Raw genomic sequence first — 15,258 nt, forward strand, 5'->3', positions numbered from 1 at the left:
CCGGATTTTAAGGGGGAGGAACGAAATGGGTGAAGATATCGTGATCGTGAGTGCTGTACGAACACCAATTGGAAGGTACGGTGGTGCATTTAAAGAGATCAGTTCCGGTCATTTGGCGAGCATTGCCATTAAAGAAGCGATCAAGCGGGCGAATATTGCAACTGAACAAGTGGATGAAGTCATTTTCGGGGAGGTTAGGCAGACGACCGAATCCTCGAATGTAGCGAGAGTTGCAGCACTGCGCTCAGGAATTCCCGATTCGGCACCGGCTTTTACGGTAAACCGCTTATGTGCATCCGGGATGCAGGCCATTACCTCAGCAGCGCAGCAAATAAGCTCAGGTCAAGCCAATATAGTCGTTGCCGGCGGTACGGAAAGCATGAGCCGCGCACCTCTTTATTTAAGAAGTGCCCGTTTTGGGGGAGACAGGACTAAGCTAGTGGATTCAAATACTGAAGCGGGACAGCAGCCTCAAGAAATTTATGGAAAAGGTTTGGGGATGGGAATTACCGCTGAAAATGTGGCACAGCGATACAACATTTCCAGAGAAGAACAAGATGCCTTTTCAGTGGAAAGTCAACGAAGAGCGGCGAAAGCGATAGAAGAAGGAAAGTTCAAAGATGAGATTGTTCCTGTTCAAGTTTCTGACAGGAAGAGTACGGTTACGATTGAAACGGATGAATATCCGCGCCCGGACACCACAATGGAAAAACTTGCAGGCTTAAAACCGTCATTCAGGGAAAACGGAACAGTCACTGCCGGTAATGCTTGTGGCCGTAATGACGGGGCAGCAGCATTGGTATTAATGAAAGCCAGTGAAGCGGAACGGTTGCAAGTACAGCCAATCGCAAAGATTGTCGATTGGGCGACTGCCGGAGTTTCTCCTGAAGTGATGGGAATTGGTCCAGTACCAGCAGTTGGAAAACTTATGGAGCGTACCGGAAAAAAAGTAGAAGATATTGGGCTTTTCGAATTAAATGAAGCGTTCGCTTCACAGGCGTTGGCAGTAATCAGAGATTTATCGCTAGATGAAAACAAGGTTAATGTAAATGGGGGAGCCATTGCACTTGGGCACCCAGTCGGATCGACAGGCGCCCGGATTGTGACAACGCTAATATATGAACTGATTCGCAGGAAAGAAAGATATGGAGTTGCTACACTTTGTGTTGGCGGCGGACAGGGAATGGCTATCATGATTGAAACGATATAGGCCAACGATAAAGGAGTGGAAACCCCATACGTTTCTGCTCCTTTCCGTATATAAGTTGAATTGCGCAAAAGTGAGGGGGAGGAAGATTGCCTGTTGAAGTGGAGGATATTAGGAACCAATTCGAAAGTAGTGCATTCTTTTCACATATAGGGTTTGAAATCATTCGATTTGAAGAAGGGAATGTAACGATAAAGTTAAACGTTGAAGAACATTTACTTAATGTTAATGGAACACTGCACGGAGGCATTCATGCTACCATGCTGGATACCATTCTAGGAATGGTGACACGCTCCGTTACCAAATCTAAAGTCGTGACGACAAGTTTAACTGTACATTATTTAGCCAGCATATCGAGCGGGGAATTGTTTGCGGAAGCAAAAGTCCTTCAAAAAGGATATAAAATTGCCTTTACTGAAGGAGAAATAAAAGATACTGAAGGCAACATCATCGCAAAGGGCACAGGAATTTTTAAAATCATTCGGGATAAATGAGGCAAGGAAGACAAAGTTGGCTTGCCTATGCTCCATTTTATTAGAAAAGAATGAGGTGTGAAAAAATTGACTAGAAATTGGCATGGATTTTATCCGAAAGAAACTCCTGCTGAAATTGACATTCCAACATTGTCATTATATGGACTCCTTGAACGTTCAGCCCGACTTTTCCCAACCTGCAAAGCCGTAATAGATGGGGATCGGGAAATGACATATATGGAATTAAAGGATGCCTCAGATCGTTTTGCTGTGAATTTAGACAACCGTGGATTTCAAAAAGACGATCGTATAGCAATCATGCTGCCAAATTGTCTAGAATATATCATTGCCTATTATGCCATTCATCGTTTGGGAGGTATGGTCGTTCAAGTGAACCCGCTGTATTTGTCGGGTGAATTGGATTATATATTACGGGATTCAGAAGCCAATTGGTTCATTGGGCGTGAGGAACAGCGGGAAAAGTTAGTGCTAACAAGTTTTTCTGATAGATTAACGTTCATATCTGCCGAGCAATTAATGGAAACTGGAACCGATTTATCAAGGAAAGATAAGGAACTTCCTGCCCTGGCTATCGACCCCAAGGAAGCTGTGGCTGTTCTTCAATATACAGGAGGGACTACAGGGAAATCAAAAGGGGTTATGCTCACGCACTATAATTTGATCTCGAATGTATTTCAAGACTTTGCCTTCACGGCAAATGCGCTACAACTCCAAAGGCCTGGCGAACGGATGCTTGGCTTGACCCCATTATTCCATGTGTTTGGTAATGGACGATTGAATAGTGCCATATATGCCGGATCAACTTATATCACATTAGAGAAATTTGAAATAAATAAGGTGGTAGATTTGATTCGAACACATCGGCCAACCATTTTTCCTGGTGTCCCGACCATGTATATTGCTTTACTGAATCACCCGGATATAAAGGCTGACGATTTAAGCTGCTTTAAGTACTGCAGCTGTGGTTCTGCCCCGCTCCCGATAGAAATCATTCAACAGTTCGAAAAAAAATTACGGGTTACAATATTTGAAGGTTTTGGAATGTCGGAAACTTCACCCACTACACACCGCAATCCAGTCATAGGACAGAAAAAACCAGGAAGTATCGGAATTCCATACCCTAATACCGATGCTAAAATCGTCAATCTGAAAACAGGTATTGATGAATTGCCAGCAGGAGAAACAGGCGAACTGATCATTAAAGGTCCGCAAGTAATGAGGGGATATTGGAAAAATCCAGAGGCAACGGCAACAGCTTTGCGAGATGGATGGCTTTACACTGGGGATATCGCGACGATGGATGAAGACGGATATTTTTATATCGTAGGCAGGAAGAAAGATATGATCATTGCAAGCGGTTATAATGTTTATCCAATTGAAGTCGAGGATATTATTTATCAGCATCCAGCCGTAAAAGAGACATGTGTATATGGAGTACCGGATTCATACCGAGGGGAAACGGTAAAAGCGGTTATAGTCTTAAAGAAGGGAAAGTCAGTCTCGGAGCAGGAAATCAAGGAGTATTGCATGCAACGATTGGCCAGATATAAAGTGCCGCGAAGTTTTGAGTTCAGGGAGCAACTGCCAAAATCAGCTGTCGGGAAAATATTGCGTAGAATATTAATGGAGGAAGCAACGCAGAGCCCTACTGCCGGGGAGAGATAAGCATAACAGTTATCGTAAGGGAGCTCAGATGAAACCTTAAATAAGTGAAACCTTTTTTCGAGGTTCCCCTTATTTAGGGTTTATAGACTATAAAACTACTTTCCTTTTAGGGGAATATCAAATGAAGTCCCATCCACCAATAATTCATGAGACTCACCATCCGCTATATCATCGGTAGTGAATGAAAAGGAATCGAGCCGATCTAAGTTTGCCTCGGGATCAACCAATAAACCAATTGTGCCTTTTCTCAATTCTCCTGGTTGGTAATCTGAACGACTTACTTTTTTTGTCCCTATAAAAGTATCCCCCGAATGGATGAAATTTTTAGAAGGCACATCATATGTAAGATCATCATTGAAAGTAACATTTTCCATGCTGAAGAACTGAAGTTCCTTCGAGTCCTTATTTTCAACAGAATAAGTTATCTCTAGAAAAGAAACCTCTTCATCGATATCCGTTTTAGACAACGCCGCCTGTTGATCGATTTCCTCCATGGATAAATTCTCTTTATAATATATCGAATAGGCCTCTTCAAAACTCAATCCCGTATAGGCCTTGAGCTCCTCCTTTGTTTCATCTGTAAGTGATGATAATTGAATCCTGCGGATATCCTTGACTGTGATGACCATGGGTGCCAATTCAAATGACTCATTAATAGACTTCGTTTCTAGTAATGTGAATGTTCCCCAATTTTTTTGGTGAACCTTATCGCCGACTTTTTTTAGATGGATCCCGCCATATTCCTCTACCTCAGGAATTTTGGATTCCTTGGCTTCCGCATTTTTCCCTTTTTCAGTTTTATCGCTCTTGAAATAATTGAAGGCAATTACACTTAAACAAATAAGCAATAATCCAACTATTGCTGAAATGATCCAACTTTTACGAATACTTCATCACTCCTTGTCTTAAACCATTGATGTCAAAGAATAATATACCATTTTTTTTGCATATGGTGGGATTGGGTATCTGAAGAAATTAAAAGGCAGGAGCCCAGTAGATTTCCGGGTACATGTCCTTAAGGCTGCTTATTTAAATAAAATGTCTAACTTTTTGGGTTCACTGGGACGAGGTTACATATCGTATGCCAGCTACCATTCAGTTAACTATAGTCCTTGTTCAGGACATTAATTTTGAACTTAAACAAGAAAAGGTACTCGGTCTCGTTGGGGAAAGTGGCAGTGGTAAAACCGTTACAAGTATGTCCATCTTACAGCTACTTGAATGGTTAGTTATTTTCCTATTAATATTTAATCTTAATAGAAAAAATCCTATTCAAAATTCAAGCAAATGGCCAACTGGATAAAGGGAGTTTTAAACTAACGGGGTTTATTTGAAGTGAATATAATGTACGAAGATATAGTATCCTCTAGTGGAAATGGAATGGAGAAAGATCAAATAAATAACTGACTGCTCAAAAAAACGTAATTCGGTCCATTAACAGACATTTACTTTTAATATTTTGATAGTTAAAGTTATAAACAATAATAAAAACTTACTATTCAGTATTATTTGAAAATAGGTGGAGGATGAATGAATACAAAAGTATTAGTTATAGGTCCTTTAGATTTAGTAGAACTAGTGTTTACCATCGGCCAATCGTACTCCGACATTACCATGTTCCCTGCACCGTACAAACATGAACAGGAAACAATAGATGTGATAAAAAAAAGAGTCGATGAGGCGGATGTTTTATTCTTTTTAGGCACCATCCCTTATCAAATAGCAAAGAATCAAAATATTACTAAGCCTATGGTTTTTATTCCTTCAACAGGTACATCTTTGTATCGTACTCTTTTTAAGATCATTACAGAAACCTCATTTAATCCAATTAAGGAACCGTTGAGGATTAGTATAGACACATTGCCAACTAGAGAAGTAAAAGAATGTTTGGAGGATTTAGAAATATATCCAGAAAAGCTGTTTCTAAAATCCGATCAAAAAGCAGATGAATTGGTTCATTTTCATTATGAACTATGGAAAAATAATCAAACTCAAGTGGCAGTTACATGTGTTAAATCCGTATACGAATCGTTAAAAGGGCTAGGGGTGCTAGTATTCAGGGTTGTCCCTACTATGTCTGCTATTCGAACTAGCCTGAATAATGTTCTTTTAGAAGGGAAGGCCCTGCTTCAAAGCGATACACAAATTGCAATTGGAATCCTGCATTTTAATAACTTGCTTTCTTCTTTAAAAAAGCCCATATCAGAATATGGAGAACAGCGAAAAAAGGCTGTACTGCAAAATCTTCTTATAGATTTTTGTGAAGAGGCCCAGGCTATTTTTGATTGGTCAGAACGAGATGAAGTGCGATTTATAACCACTCGGGGCGCCATTGAAAGGACTACCCATAAATATAAAAAAGCTCCTTTGTTAGATGAGATAGCCATGAAAATCGATGTAGAGACCACCATCGGAATAGGATTCGGACATACAGCAAACGAAGCGGAAGTGAGTGCTCGTAAAGCACTTATGAAAGCGAAAGTTAATAAACCGAGTTGCTTTGTGGTTGACATGGATGGAACTGTTTTTGGACCTGTTGGAAAAGATAGGAGATTGAAATATTCCTTGCGGAGTGATGATCCACATCTAATGAACTTAGCAAAAACAGCTGGACTCAGTATTGCAACCATAAACAAATTACTTTCCTTTTGTGAGTACTTTGGCAATAGATGCATCACAGCAAATGATCTTGCTAACGGACTAGGTTTAACCATTAGGAGCGCAAGGAGAATCCTGAATACCCTTGAAAATACGAATCTAGCTGTCATCGTTGGTGAGGAACAGCCCATACACCGAGGAAGACCCCGACAGCTGTATGAATTTCAATTTTCCAAGGAGTCAGTCAGATAGGATTTTTATTAGTCAATACGAGTGAAGAAAGGGGTAATTTTATGAGAATAGCAATCGGTCAGTTGGCCCATGAAACGAATACGTTTTCTCGAGTAAGAACGACAGTCGACTTATTTAAAGTCTGGGAATGGACCCAAGGAGAGGAACTTCTCGAAAGGCATACTGATGTATTAGATTATTTGGGTGGGATGATCGATCGGGGAGAAGAGCTGGGGATTGAAATTGTGCCGACCTTTGCAGCCATGGCCAATCCTTCAGGAACGATAACACAGGAAACGTTCCAAAAAGCAAAAAATCTATTAATATCTAGCATTATGAATTCTGGCAAACTGGATGGGATTTGTCTATTTCTTCATGGAGCAGGAGTAGCAGAAGGAATTGACGATATTGAAGGTGAAATTTTATCGGAATTAAGAAGCATTTTGGGATCAGAAATACCAATTGTAGTTGCTTTGGACCTGCATGGCAATATTACGGAAACCATGGTTAAAGAAGCTAATGTACTACTCGGCAATATAGATTACCCTCATACGGATTCCTATGAAAGGGGGACTGAAGCGATTGATTTAACTGCTCGCATCATTCAAGGGAAAGTAAACCCGGAAATGGCTCTAACGAAATTACCATTACTTATCCCTACTACAACCTCCTACTTTTCTCCGATTAAAGAAATCAATGAATGGTGCGAAGAATGGGAAAAGCATCCTGAGGTGCTTGATTGCACCTTATTTCACGGCTTTCCCTATTCAGATATCCCTCACGCAGGAGTTTCTGTAATTACCATTACGAATAATGAACCCTCTTTAGCACAAAAAATTTCAGATGATATAGCTGTTAGAATTTTTGAGAAGAAAGATGAATTTTTTCCTATATTACCGACACCAAAGAAAGCCATTTCATATGCTTTCTCCCGAACTGAAATGCCAATCATCATTAATGAAGCTTCTGATAACCCTGGTGCAGGTACACCAGGCGATGGGACCTTTTTATTGAAAGAAATGATTGAAGCAAACATTCTAAATAGCTGCTTTGGATTTATTTTTGATCCGGAAGTAGCAAAAATGGCCCATAAAGAAGGTGTGGGTTCCCTAATTCATGTTGAATTAGGTGGTAAAACAGATACATTACATGGTAACCCTCTAAAAATATCAGCTTATGTAAAAAGCCTTTCTGATGGCAAGTTTATTCAATCCTCACCGATGTGGAATGGAAGCAAAGTGAACTTGGGGAGAAGTGCAAGATTAACGGTTGGAAATGTGGATATCATTGTATGCTCTGTAAATTCACAGACGTTTGATGAACAAATTTTCCTCCTACATGGAATAGATGTTGAGAAATCAAGTATTGTTGGTTTGAAATCATCACACCATTTCCGGGCAGCCTTCATGCCTATTGCTAAAGAAATAATAACGGTTGACTCGCCAGGGTTAAGCAGTGCAAAGTTATCAACCTTTGATTACAAGAATATAACCAGACCGATTTACCCTTTTGATTCTATTTTGAATCATCTATTAGTCTAACTAACATAAAAAGGATGTGATCAAATGCTAGACGTGATAATAAAAAATGGAAGGGTTTATGATGGAACAGGGAACCCTTGGACGAAAACTGACATTGGAATAGAGGATGGGAGAATTACTATTATCGGGAATTTAAGCAGCGAACAGGCTGAGCAAATTATCGATGCCAATGGGTTGGCAGTTTCACCAGGATTTATTGATCCACATGTCCATTCCGATTTACTTTGCACCGTTCCGGAAGTTCATAAAATAAAGGCACTTCAGGGTGTGACTACAGAATTATTTGGACAGGATGGCATTTCTGTCGCTCCTGTATCAGAAGAAACAAAGCCGTTATGGCAAAAACAATTAAGTGGACTAAATGGCGATATTGGGGAGTGGCCATGGAATAGCATAGATGAATATTTTTCATTTCTAGAAAAGTCAAAAATAATAGGCAACGCAGCTTACCTGGTACCTCATGGCGCGGTTCGTTCCTTGGTCATGGGATTTGAGGATAGAGTGGCTACTAAACAGGAACTGGAAAAAATGCGTTTGCTGGTCGAGGAAGGAATGCGTATGGGAGCAGTAGGCTTGTCCTCAGGATTGGTATATCCCCCAAATGTTTTCTCCAATAAGGAAGAATTGATTGAAATATGTAAGGGTACCGCGAAATATGACGGCTGTTTCGTTGTCCATATTCGGAATGAAAGCATTCATTCTTTAACAGCTTTGGATGAAGTCATAGATGTTTCCAGACAATCCGGTGTAAGATTGCATATTTCCCATTTTAAGATAATCGGCCAGGGAAATAGGTATAAATTTAAGAAAGCACTGGACAAGATGAATGCCGCTAGAAAGGAAGGTATTGAAATTACCTTTGATCAATATCCATATTCAGCCGCTTCAACCGTTTTTCATGCCATACTTCCACCTTGGATGCATTCAGGGGGAACGGAAGAAACGCTGATACGATTGAGTATTCCAGAAATCAGAAAAAGAATCTCTGATGAATTTAAAACAAACACAGAGTATGAAAATTGGGTTTTGAATTGTGGCTGGAAAAATATTATTATTACATCCGTTCAAACGGATTCTAATAAATGCTTAGAAGGTAAGAACATGATTGAAATTTCAGAAATTAGGCAACAATCCCCTGAAGATGCCGCATTTGATATTCTCATTGAGGAAAAAGGGAATGTAGCAATGGTTATTCATTGGGGCTTTGCGGAAGATGTTTTGCTGAGTATGTGTCATCCACTACAAGTGGTGGGATCGGATGGGATTTTTGGAGGTAAGCCGCATCCTCGATTATATGGGACATTTCCGAGAGTATTAGGCAAATATGTTAGGGATGAAGGAGCTTTGACGCTTGAACAAGCGATTCGTCGAATGACAGGTGCTCCTGCGCAGTTAATGAGATTAAAGGATAGGGGGTTAATAAAAGAGGGATATCAGGCAGATATTGTTATATTTGATCCCGAAATAATTAAAGATAGAGCTACATTTGAAGAGCCGTTATTAGAGCCTGAGGGCATACATGTGGTTTATATAAATGGGAAATTAACCGTTTATCATGGGGAATACACAGGAGCACGAGATGGAAAGGTAATTAGAAGGTTCCAAAGTTCAAAAATAGATAAAGTGGCAACATTTAGGATCGATAGATAGTCCCTATCAATTCGCCTATGGAAAGAAAAATGAAGGATTAGTAGAAAAGGGAGGAATAAGATGAAGCGTTACATTGGAGGGTCCCAGAATAAGCACTTTATATTATTTTTGCTGTTCGTTGGTTATCTGGTTGATTATTTGGATCGGATGGTCATGAGTGTGGCTGTTGTATCTATTAAGGAAGAATTTAATTTGGATGCTGCCGCTGTCGGGGCAATCTTGAGTAGCTTCTTCTTATCCTATGCTATCATGCAAATACCAGGAGGGTGGCTAACGGATAAACTGGGTTCCAGAAAAGTCTTAATATGGTCTATCATTGTTTGGTCTGTTTTTACAGTATTTACCGGTTTTGCCTGGTCTCTTATTTCGTTACTTGTTATACGTTTTCTCTTCGGGCTTGGTCAAGGAGGGTATCCTTCCGCTTCCCAAAAGGGGATTGCGGATTATTTTCTCCGAGAAGAAAGGCCAAAGGCTTCTGCTTACTTAATGTCATCCAATTACTTTGGGATGGCACTTGCCCCACTGGTGGCCGCGCCGATGATATTATTTATGGGCTGGAGAAACATGTTTTATGTAATCGGGTTGCTAGGAATATTGTTAACGATAGCTTTCTGGGTATATTTTAAACCAAAAGAAAGCACTGCTTCAAACAAAACATTAAAAGAGAATAGTGTTCCCATGAAGGAATTACTGACGAATTCTGGCTTGTGGAAAATAACTGTGATGTGGTTTGCTGCCGGAATAGTAAATTGGGGACTTTCTTCCTGGATTCCATCCTATTTGATGGAAGCTAGGGGGATGGATCTGTTGTCCATGGGTTTTTATGCAGCGTTACCGGGTATCTCAACTGGAGTTGCTATGTTGTTCAGCGGATGGCTTCTTGACAGGTTTTTTAATAACTTGGAAAAATATTATGCGGCATTTGGCATGCTTATGTCAGGGATATTCCTATATATGATGTTTACCTCGACCTCCATTGTAGCAGCTATGGTATATTTGAATCTTTGTATGGTCTTTAAAAGTTTTGCCTTTACAGTTGCTTTTGCTTTGCCGCATAAAATCATGTCTAAACAGGTTATCGGTTCCGCAATGGGAATAATTAATATGGGGGCACAGGCAGCAGGATTTATATCACCGCTTGTCATGGGCTTTATCATTACACTAACAGGTTCTTACAACGGGGCTTTTTGGTTCTTAATCGCATGTTCCGCAATTTCAATCATCGCTGCGCTTTCCATTAAAAAGAATAATCATATGGAGCAATCAAAAGATGTAGACTTATTAGCATAACACTTGAAAAATTCCTCTTCATACTTATCAAAAAACATAAATTCAAAAGCCTCGGATAAACTACCCCGAGGTTTTTGAATTTATTTAAGAAGACTTCAAAAAATAAGCATTTTTATCTCACTCTATTCCCTTCATTGGAATAAGTGTAGTGTTTTTTTCCAGGTCCTCAGCTACAGTACAAGCCGTTTAATAATAAAGTCATACTATATAACGAAGGGGAAATCTTGAAAAACTGAGAACATGATCGGTAATGGATCCATGGATGCTGGAAATGGTTTAGGAACGACAAATAGCATACCCATACCTATGAAATTGCCGTTCATGAAACTGCTGCAAAAATCTTTTCCTTATTATTGATTCTTCTATGTACTTGTTTTTTCATCCCTGGAAACCCATCTCGCTAGTAACAAATATTAAAAAAAAGGAGACGTTTAGGGAATGTTATGGCCTATTAACAATGGTAAGGCGAGGATACATCAGACGAATAAGAGTACAATGCTGTCCCGGCAAGAGATAAAAGCCATTGAGTCCTGGATATCTCAAATGGGGAAATTCCAATTTTATGAAACAGTTGGACAAAAAATGTCTTCTGCCAAAAAAACGCTAAGGTTCAAGTATAAAATCATTGGGCATGGATTTAACCGAGTTGTCTATGATTTAAATAATGGCTATATATTAAAAGTTGCATTTTCGGAAGTAGGATTACTAAGCAATGCAAATGAAGCTTATATATATAATAACTGTAATGAGAAAGTCAAAAAGTATTTTTGTCCGGTTAAGGAGCATGGTACGGGCTGGATTATCATGAAGAAGGTGGACACGAAAGTGCCGTATACAATCAATGAATATACGAAACTGATCAAGTTGGAATTAAAACTCCTGAAGTACGGGATTATCCCAATAGATTTACGATTGGATAATGTCGGATATAACGAGAATGATGAAATGGTCGTCATTGATTACGGTCTGTTCACCATGGATCTCAAAAGCCCTGTGTTGCGATGGTTAGTTTGATGATGGGGATACTTCAAGTAAATATATAATGGAGCTCACAATGAAGTGATTAGGCGAAGCGGTAAATCTTGTGAGCCGTTCTTGATTTACCGAATTATTTAATTGAAAGAAGCATGTTACGAAGGGATTTTTTGTGCAACATGCTTTTTTTATTTGGTTTAAAGGACCATAACTGATGACACGACACTTGCCACTTTTTTATCATTTTGAAATAAATCTGCCAGTACATAAGCTGTTTTTTTTCCAATTCGGTCTACTTTTGCTTCAACTTGTACATCTCCTAATCTTACTGGCCGATGAAAGGTAGTATGTAAATCAATCGATGCGAAGGATTGTCCGATGCTTAATTTAGATGAGATCGCATAAGCCATAATAATATCTGCTGCAGAAGTGACAAATCCCCCCATTGCTACACCATTTCCGTTTATGAATTTTTCATCCACTTTCCATAGTCCCCTAGCAATTCCATCCTGTGCATGATTTGCTTCAATCTGCAACGTTAAATCACAATTCGGAGGCTGTTTCCCTTCCGTTATAACTTGTAAAAGTTCGTGTCCTTTAGATGATTCCCCCATTAAATAGCCCCCCTTGAATAAGTTGAAACTACTGAATATTCTAACATATATCTTAATGTCAATGAAGTAGTTAACTTTACAAATAAAGTAATTAGAGACCCGAACCAAGAAATGTAATTTGGTGGTGGATTTGATTTCCACTCCAGGCACTCGCTTTCCGCGGGCGGTCTGGGGAGCCTCCTCGGCTTGCGCCTGCGGGGTCTCTCCTAGACACGTTTTTCCCGCAGGAGTCTCGCACCTTCCGTTCCAATCAACGGGAACGTTTATTAAGAAAAAACTCTAGGATAGTCTCTTCCCGAATTATTTTAAGACTGGATGATCCTTCAAGTTTTTTTACTATAATTCTTAATGGATTGAAGAAATTTGCGACACTCCTGCCGAAAAACTGGCTAGCCTAGACCCCACAGACGCTTGCGTCGAGGAGGCTTGGCAGACAGTCGGCGGAAAGGGAGCGGATTTCAGAAATCACAGGGAACGTCCATTAAGAAAAAACTCTAGGATAGTCTCATCCCGAATTATTTTAAAACTGGATGATCCTTCAAGTTTTTTTACTATAATTCTTAATGGATTGAAGAAATTTGCGACACTCCTGCCGAATAACTGGCTAGCCGAGACCCCGCAGGCGCTTGTGACGAGGAGGCTCGGCAGACAGTCGGCGGAAAGGGAGCGGATTTCTGAAATCACGGGGATTTTTTAAAAATAAAAAACTGCAGGCAAAAACGGTCTTTTATTTGGATTTGTCTACAGTCTGCTTTCTTAATAGTCATTTTTTTGCTTACTATCTGATAGGCAAATTGTTACTAGAATTTTGAAGTTAATAATTATCAAAAAAATCAAAAAATCATCTTCTTTTTCTAATTAAATTGTGATAGTGTATAAAACAAAGAAGTATTACCTTCTTCATTTTGTTAAAAAGAAGTATTTGATTCACCAGAAAGGAGTGACATTGTGGAAAATCTACCATTTAAATTATTAGTGAAAGAAAGATTTGACCATCTATCGACAGGTCAAAAAAAGGTTGCCGCTTACCTGATTGAAAATTTGGATCAAGCTGCCTTTAAAACGGCTTTTCAAATTGGTCGGGAAGCGGAGGTCAGTGAAACGACGGTCATTCGGTTTTCCTATTCATTAGGATTTGAAGGGTTTAGTAAAATGCAGGATCGAATTCAAAAACAGCTGCTGCACCAAAATCAAACGGATATATCCAATAGTGATTCCATTCTTAGCATTGATGACAAGCAAGATCCATTTACCAAAGTGATAGAAAACGAAGTTCATATTTTAAGGCACTTATTAGATCATACGAACGTTCAGGATATATGGAAAGCGGTCGATGTCCTGATACAGGCTGACCAAATATTAATTGCAGGGCATCGGATTTCCCATGCTGCTGCCTATTGGTTCTCCTATACGCTAAGTTCATTAAGGGAAAATGTAAGTTTATGTTCTCCAACAGGTGACTTCTATGAAAAGTTTTGTAATCTCACTAACAAGTCTGTGATAGTTGTTTTTTCCCTTCCAAGATATGCGAATGAAACATTAAAAGTTGCGGAGTGTGCAAAAGAACAAGGAGTTTGTTTAATTTCAGTTACAGACCGCCTCCTGTCACCTGTTGGCCGCATCTCTGATATTGCACTGACAACTGAAGAAAACGCAGAAACCGGAACGAATTCAATCGCTTCCGTCATTAGCTTATTGGACTTGGTTATTGCAGGCATACATCAAAAAGACGCAAAACGGATATATACCCATCAGCAAAAATTAGAAGGGCTATATTCAAGTTATGAAGTGTTTAATGAATGAGTTTAAATTCATGTAAAGGGGGAGGTGCATCATTATGAACCCGATTCAATATATTGATCAGCATCAAGAAACATTGATAAAGTCCTACCATGACCTGCATTCCTTGGCTGAGCCAAGCTGGCGGGAGGAAAGAACATCTAGCTATATATTAAATGGTCTTAGGGAAGCAGGAATAACCGTAAAAACATTTCAGAGCCATTATGGAATCATTGCCGAGATACCAGGCATCTCAAAAAAGGTTGTGGCATTAAGGGCTGATATGGATGCGCTTGTTCAGGAAGTAGATGGAGTTGTAAAGGCAAATCATTCATGTGGACACGACGCACATAGCACAATGGTTTTATATACAGCATTGGCCATTGCCTCCAGCGGAATCCGGCCAAAACACTCTCTCCGATTTATATTTCAGCCTGCGGAAGAAAAAGGGGAAGGCGCTCTTCAAATGATCAATGATGGCGCGTTGGAGAATGTTACATATTTATTCGGGATACATGTAAGACCCAGTACGGAAGTTCCTTATATGAAGGCTTCCCCCGTCATTGTCCATGGCTCAGCCGAAACAATAAGGGGAACAATCAAAGGCATTCAGGCCCATGCATCCCGTCCGCAAGATGGAATAAATGTAATCGAGGCAGCAGCTTTGCTGGTCCAAAAATTACAGCAGATTAATCTGGAAACCGAAACTCCTTATTCCATCAAAATGACTCAATTTGAAACAAACAACAAAGCATCAAATGTTATCCCGGAAACAGCTGTCTTTGCTATTGATGCCAGAGCGCAGTCAAATGATGTAATGAATGAACTGAATCGCTTAACGAAGGATGCTATTGACCAGACAATGGAACAAACTGAAACATCCATCTCCTGGTCTGCGGAAGAATATGTCCCCGCTGCGACCTTGCATGAAAAAGCGATAAAGCTGGCTGAGGCCGCAATAGAAGATATCCTTGGGGCGGAAAATGTCGTTCCGGTCTGTGTTTCTCAAGGAGGCGAGGATTTTCATTTTTATACAGCCAAAAATCCTGAATTAACAGCAACCATGATAGGGTTAGGCTGCGATCTAACGCCTGGTCTGCACCATCCGGATATGAAGTTTAATTTAAAAGCACTTATTTATGGAACGAAAATTTTAATTAACACAGTAATGATGACGGCAGGAGAATAAAATTTTTCACTTAAAAAATTAATGA

12 protein-coding genes and 1 pseudogene are annotated in these 15,258 nt (G+C 39.7%); 11 read left to right on the forward strand and 2 right to left on the reverse strand.

All coding sequences use genetic code 11. The features are described 5' to 3' along the window. Positions 1–25: 25 nt before the first annotated feature. From ABC374_RS08345 to ABC374_RS08355, 3 genes are all read left to right on the forward strand, one after another. Complete coding sequence (locus ABC374_RS08345; RefSeq protein ID WP_413016957.1) at positions 26–1,210, forward strand: thiolase family protein; 1,185 nt, start codon at positions 26–28, stop codon at positions 1,208–1,210. 86 nt (positions 1,211–1,296) lie between these two features. Next, entirely contained in the window at positions 1,297–1,701 is a 405-nt protein-coding gene (locus ABC374_RS08350) for a PaaI family thioesterase (protein ID WP_413016959.1), read from the forward strand. Between the two features lie 66 nt (positions 1,702–1,767). Then, on the forward strand, positions 1,768–3,366 hold the full coding sequence (locus tag ABC374_RS08355) for a long-chain-fatty-acid--CoA ligase (protein WP_413016961.1): 1,599 nt from the start codon (positions 1,768–1,770) through the stop codon (positions 3,364–3,366). A 95-nt stretch (positions 3,367–3,461) separates the two neighbouring features. Here ABC374_RS08355 and ABC374_RS08360 read toward each other — a convergent pair whose 3' ends face one another. Beyond that, positions 3,462–4,214, reverse strand: coding sequence for a hypothetical protein (locus ABC374_RS08360; RefSeq protein ID WP_413016963.1), 753 nt, complete (start codon positions 4,212–4,214; stop codon positions 3,462–3,464). Between the two features lie 263 nt (positions 4,215–4,477). Here ABC374_RS08360 and ABC374_RS08365 point away from each other — a divergent pair. The 6 genes and pseudogenes from ABC374_RS08365 to ABC374_RS08390 all read left to right on the forward strand — a co-directional run. Further along, a pseudogene (locus ABC374_RS08365) lies at positions 4,478–4,588 on the forward strand (ATP-binding cassette domain-containing protein); the annotation flags it as partial. Between the two features lie 308 nt (positions 4,589–4,896). After that, entirely contained in the window at positions 4,897–6,216 is a 1,320-nt protein-coding gene (locus tag ABC374_RS08370; protein WP_413016965.1) for a helix-turn-helix domain-containing protein, read from the forward strand. 41 nt (positions 6,217–6,257) lie between these two features. Beyond that, entirely contained in the window at positions 6,258–7,736 is a 1,479-nt protein-coding gene (locus ABC374_RS08375) for a M81 family metallopeptidase (protein ID WP_413016967.1), read from the forward strand. A 24-nt stretch (positions 7,737–7,760) separates the two neighbouring features. Beyond that, positions 7,761–9,386 (forward strand): N-acyl-D-amino-acid deacylase family protein, encoded by a 1,626-nt coding sequence (locus ABC374_RS08380; RefSeq protein WP_413016969.1) that lies wholly within the window; start codon positions 7,761–7,763, stop codon positions 9,384–9,386. Positions 9,387–9,446: 60 nt separating this feature from the next. Next, entirely contained in the window at positions 9,447–10,676 is a 1,230-nt protein-coding gene (locus ABC374_RS08385; protein ID WP_413016971.1) for an MFS transporter, read from the forward strand. Positions 10,677–11,114: 438 nt separating this feature from the next. After that, positions 11,115–11,690, forward strand: coding sequence for a hypothetical protein (locus ABC374_RS08390; RefSeq protein ID WP_413016973.1), 576 nt, complete (start codon positions 11,115–11,117; stop codon positions 11,688–11,690). Positions 11,691–11,848: 158 nt separating this feature from the next. Here the strand turns inward: ABC374_RS08390 and ABC374_RS08395 are convergent, their stop codons facing one another. Further along, positions 11,849–12,265: a PaaI family thioesterase gene (locus ABC374_RS08395; protein ID WP_413016975.1), complete on the reverse strand. Its 417-nt coding sequence runs from the start codon at positions 12,263–12,265 to the stop codon at positions 11,849–11,851. A gap of 948 nt (positions 12,266–13,213) precedes the next feature. On the opposite strand from ABC374_RS08395, the gene ABC374_RS08400 reads away from it, so the two are divergent. Together ABC374_RS08400 and ABC374_RS08405 are read left to right on the forward strand one after the other, a co-directional pair. After that, the gene (locus ABC374_RS08400) at positions 13,214–14,068 is read left to right on the forward strand and encodes a MurR/RpiR family transcriptional regulator (protein WP_350302238.1); all 855 of its coding nucleotides are present in this window, start codon (positions 13,214–13,216) and stop codon (positions 14,066–14,068) included. Between the two features lie 34 nt (positions 14,069–14,102). Next, positions 14,103–15,233, forward strand: coding sequence for an amidohydrolase (locus tag ABC374_RS08405; RefSeq protein WP_413016977.1), 1,131 nt, complete (start codon positions 14,103–14,105; stop codon positions 15,231–15,233). The last annotated feature ends 25 nt before the right edge of the window (positions 15,234–15,258 follow it).

The sequence above is a fragment of the Peribacillus phoenicis genome, from assembly GCF_047238085.1.
Lineage (GTDB): Bacteria > Bacillota > Bacilli > Bacillales > DSM-1321 > Peribacillus.

Coding starts and splice junctions, on each gene's coding strand:
- ABC374_RS08345 (WP_413016957.1), top strand. CDS start 26: ATGGGTGAAGATATCGTGATCGTGAGTGCTGTACGAACACCAATTGGA.
- ABC374_RS08370 (WP_413016965.1), top strand. CDS start 4,897: ATGAATACAAAAGTATTAGTTATAGGTCCTTTAGATTTAGTAGAACTA.
- ABC374_RS08375 (WP_413016967.1), top strand. CDS start 6,258: ATGAGAATAGCAATCGGTCAGTTGGCCCATGAAACGAATACGTTTTCT.
- ABC374_RS08380 (WP_413016969.1), top strand. CDS start 7,761: ATGCTAGACGTGATAATAAAAAATGGAAGGGTTTATGATGGAACAGGG.
- ABC374_RS08385 (WP_413016971.1), top strand. CDS start 9,447: ATGAAGCGTTACATTGGAGGGTCCCAGAATAAGCACTTTATATTATTT.
- ABC374_RS08390 (WP_413016973.1), top strand. CDS start 11,115: ATGTTATGGCCTATTAACAATGGTAAGGCGAGGATACATCAGACGAAT.
- ABC374_RS08395 (WP_413016975.1), bottom strand. CDS start 12,265: ATGGGGGAATCATCTAAAGGACACGAACTTTTACAAGTTATAACGGAA.
- ABC374_RS08405 (WP_413016977.1), top strand. CDS start 14,103: ATGAACCCGATTCAATATATTGATCAGCATCAAGAAACATTGATAAAG.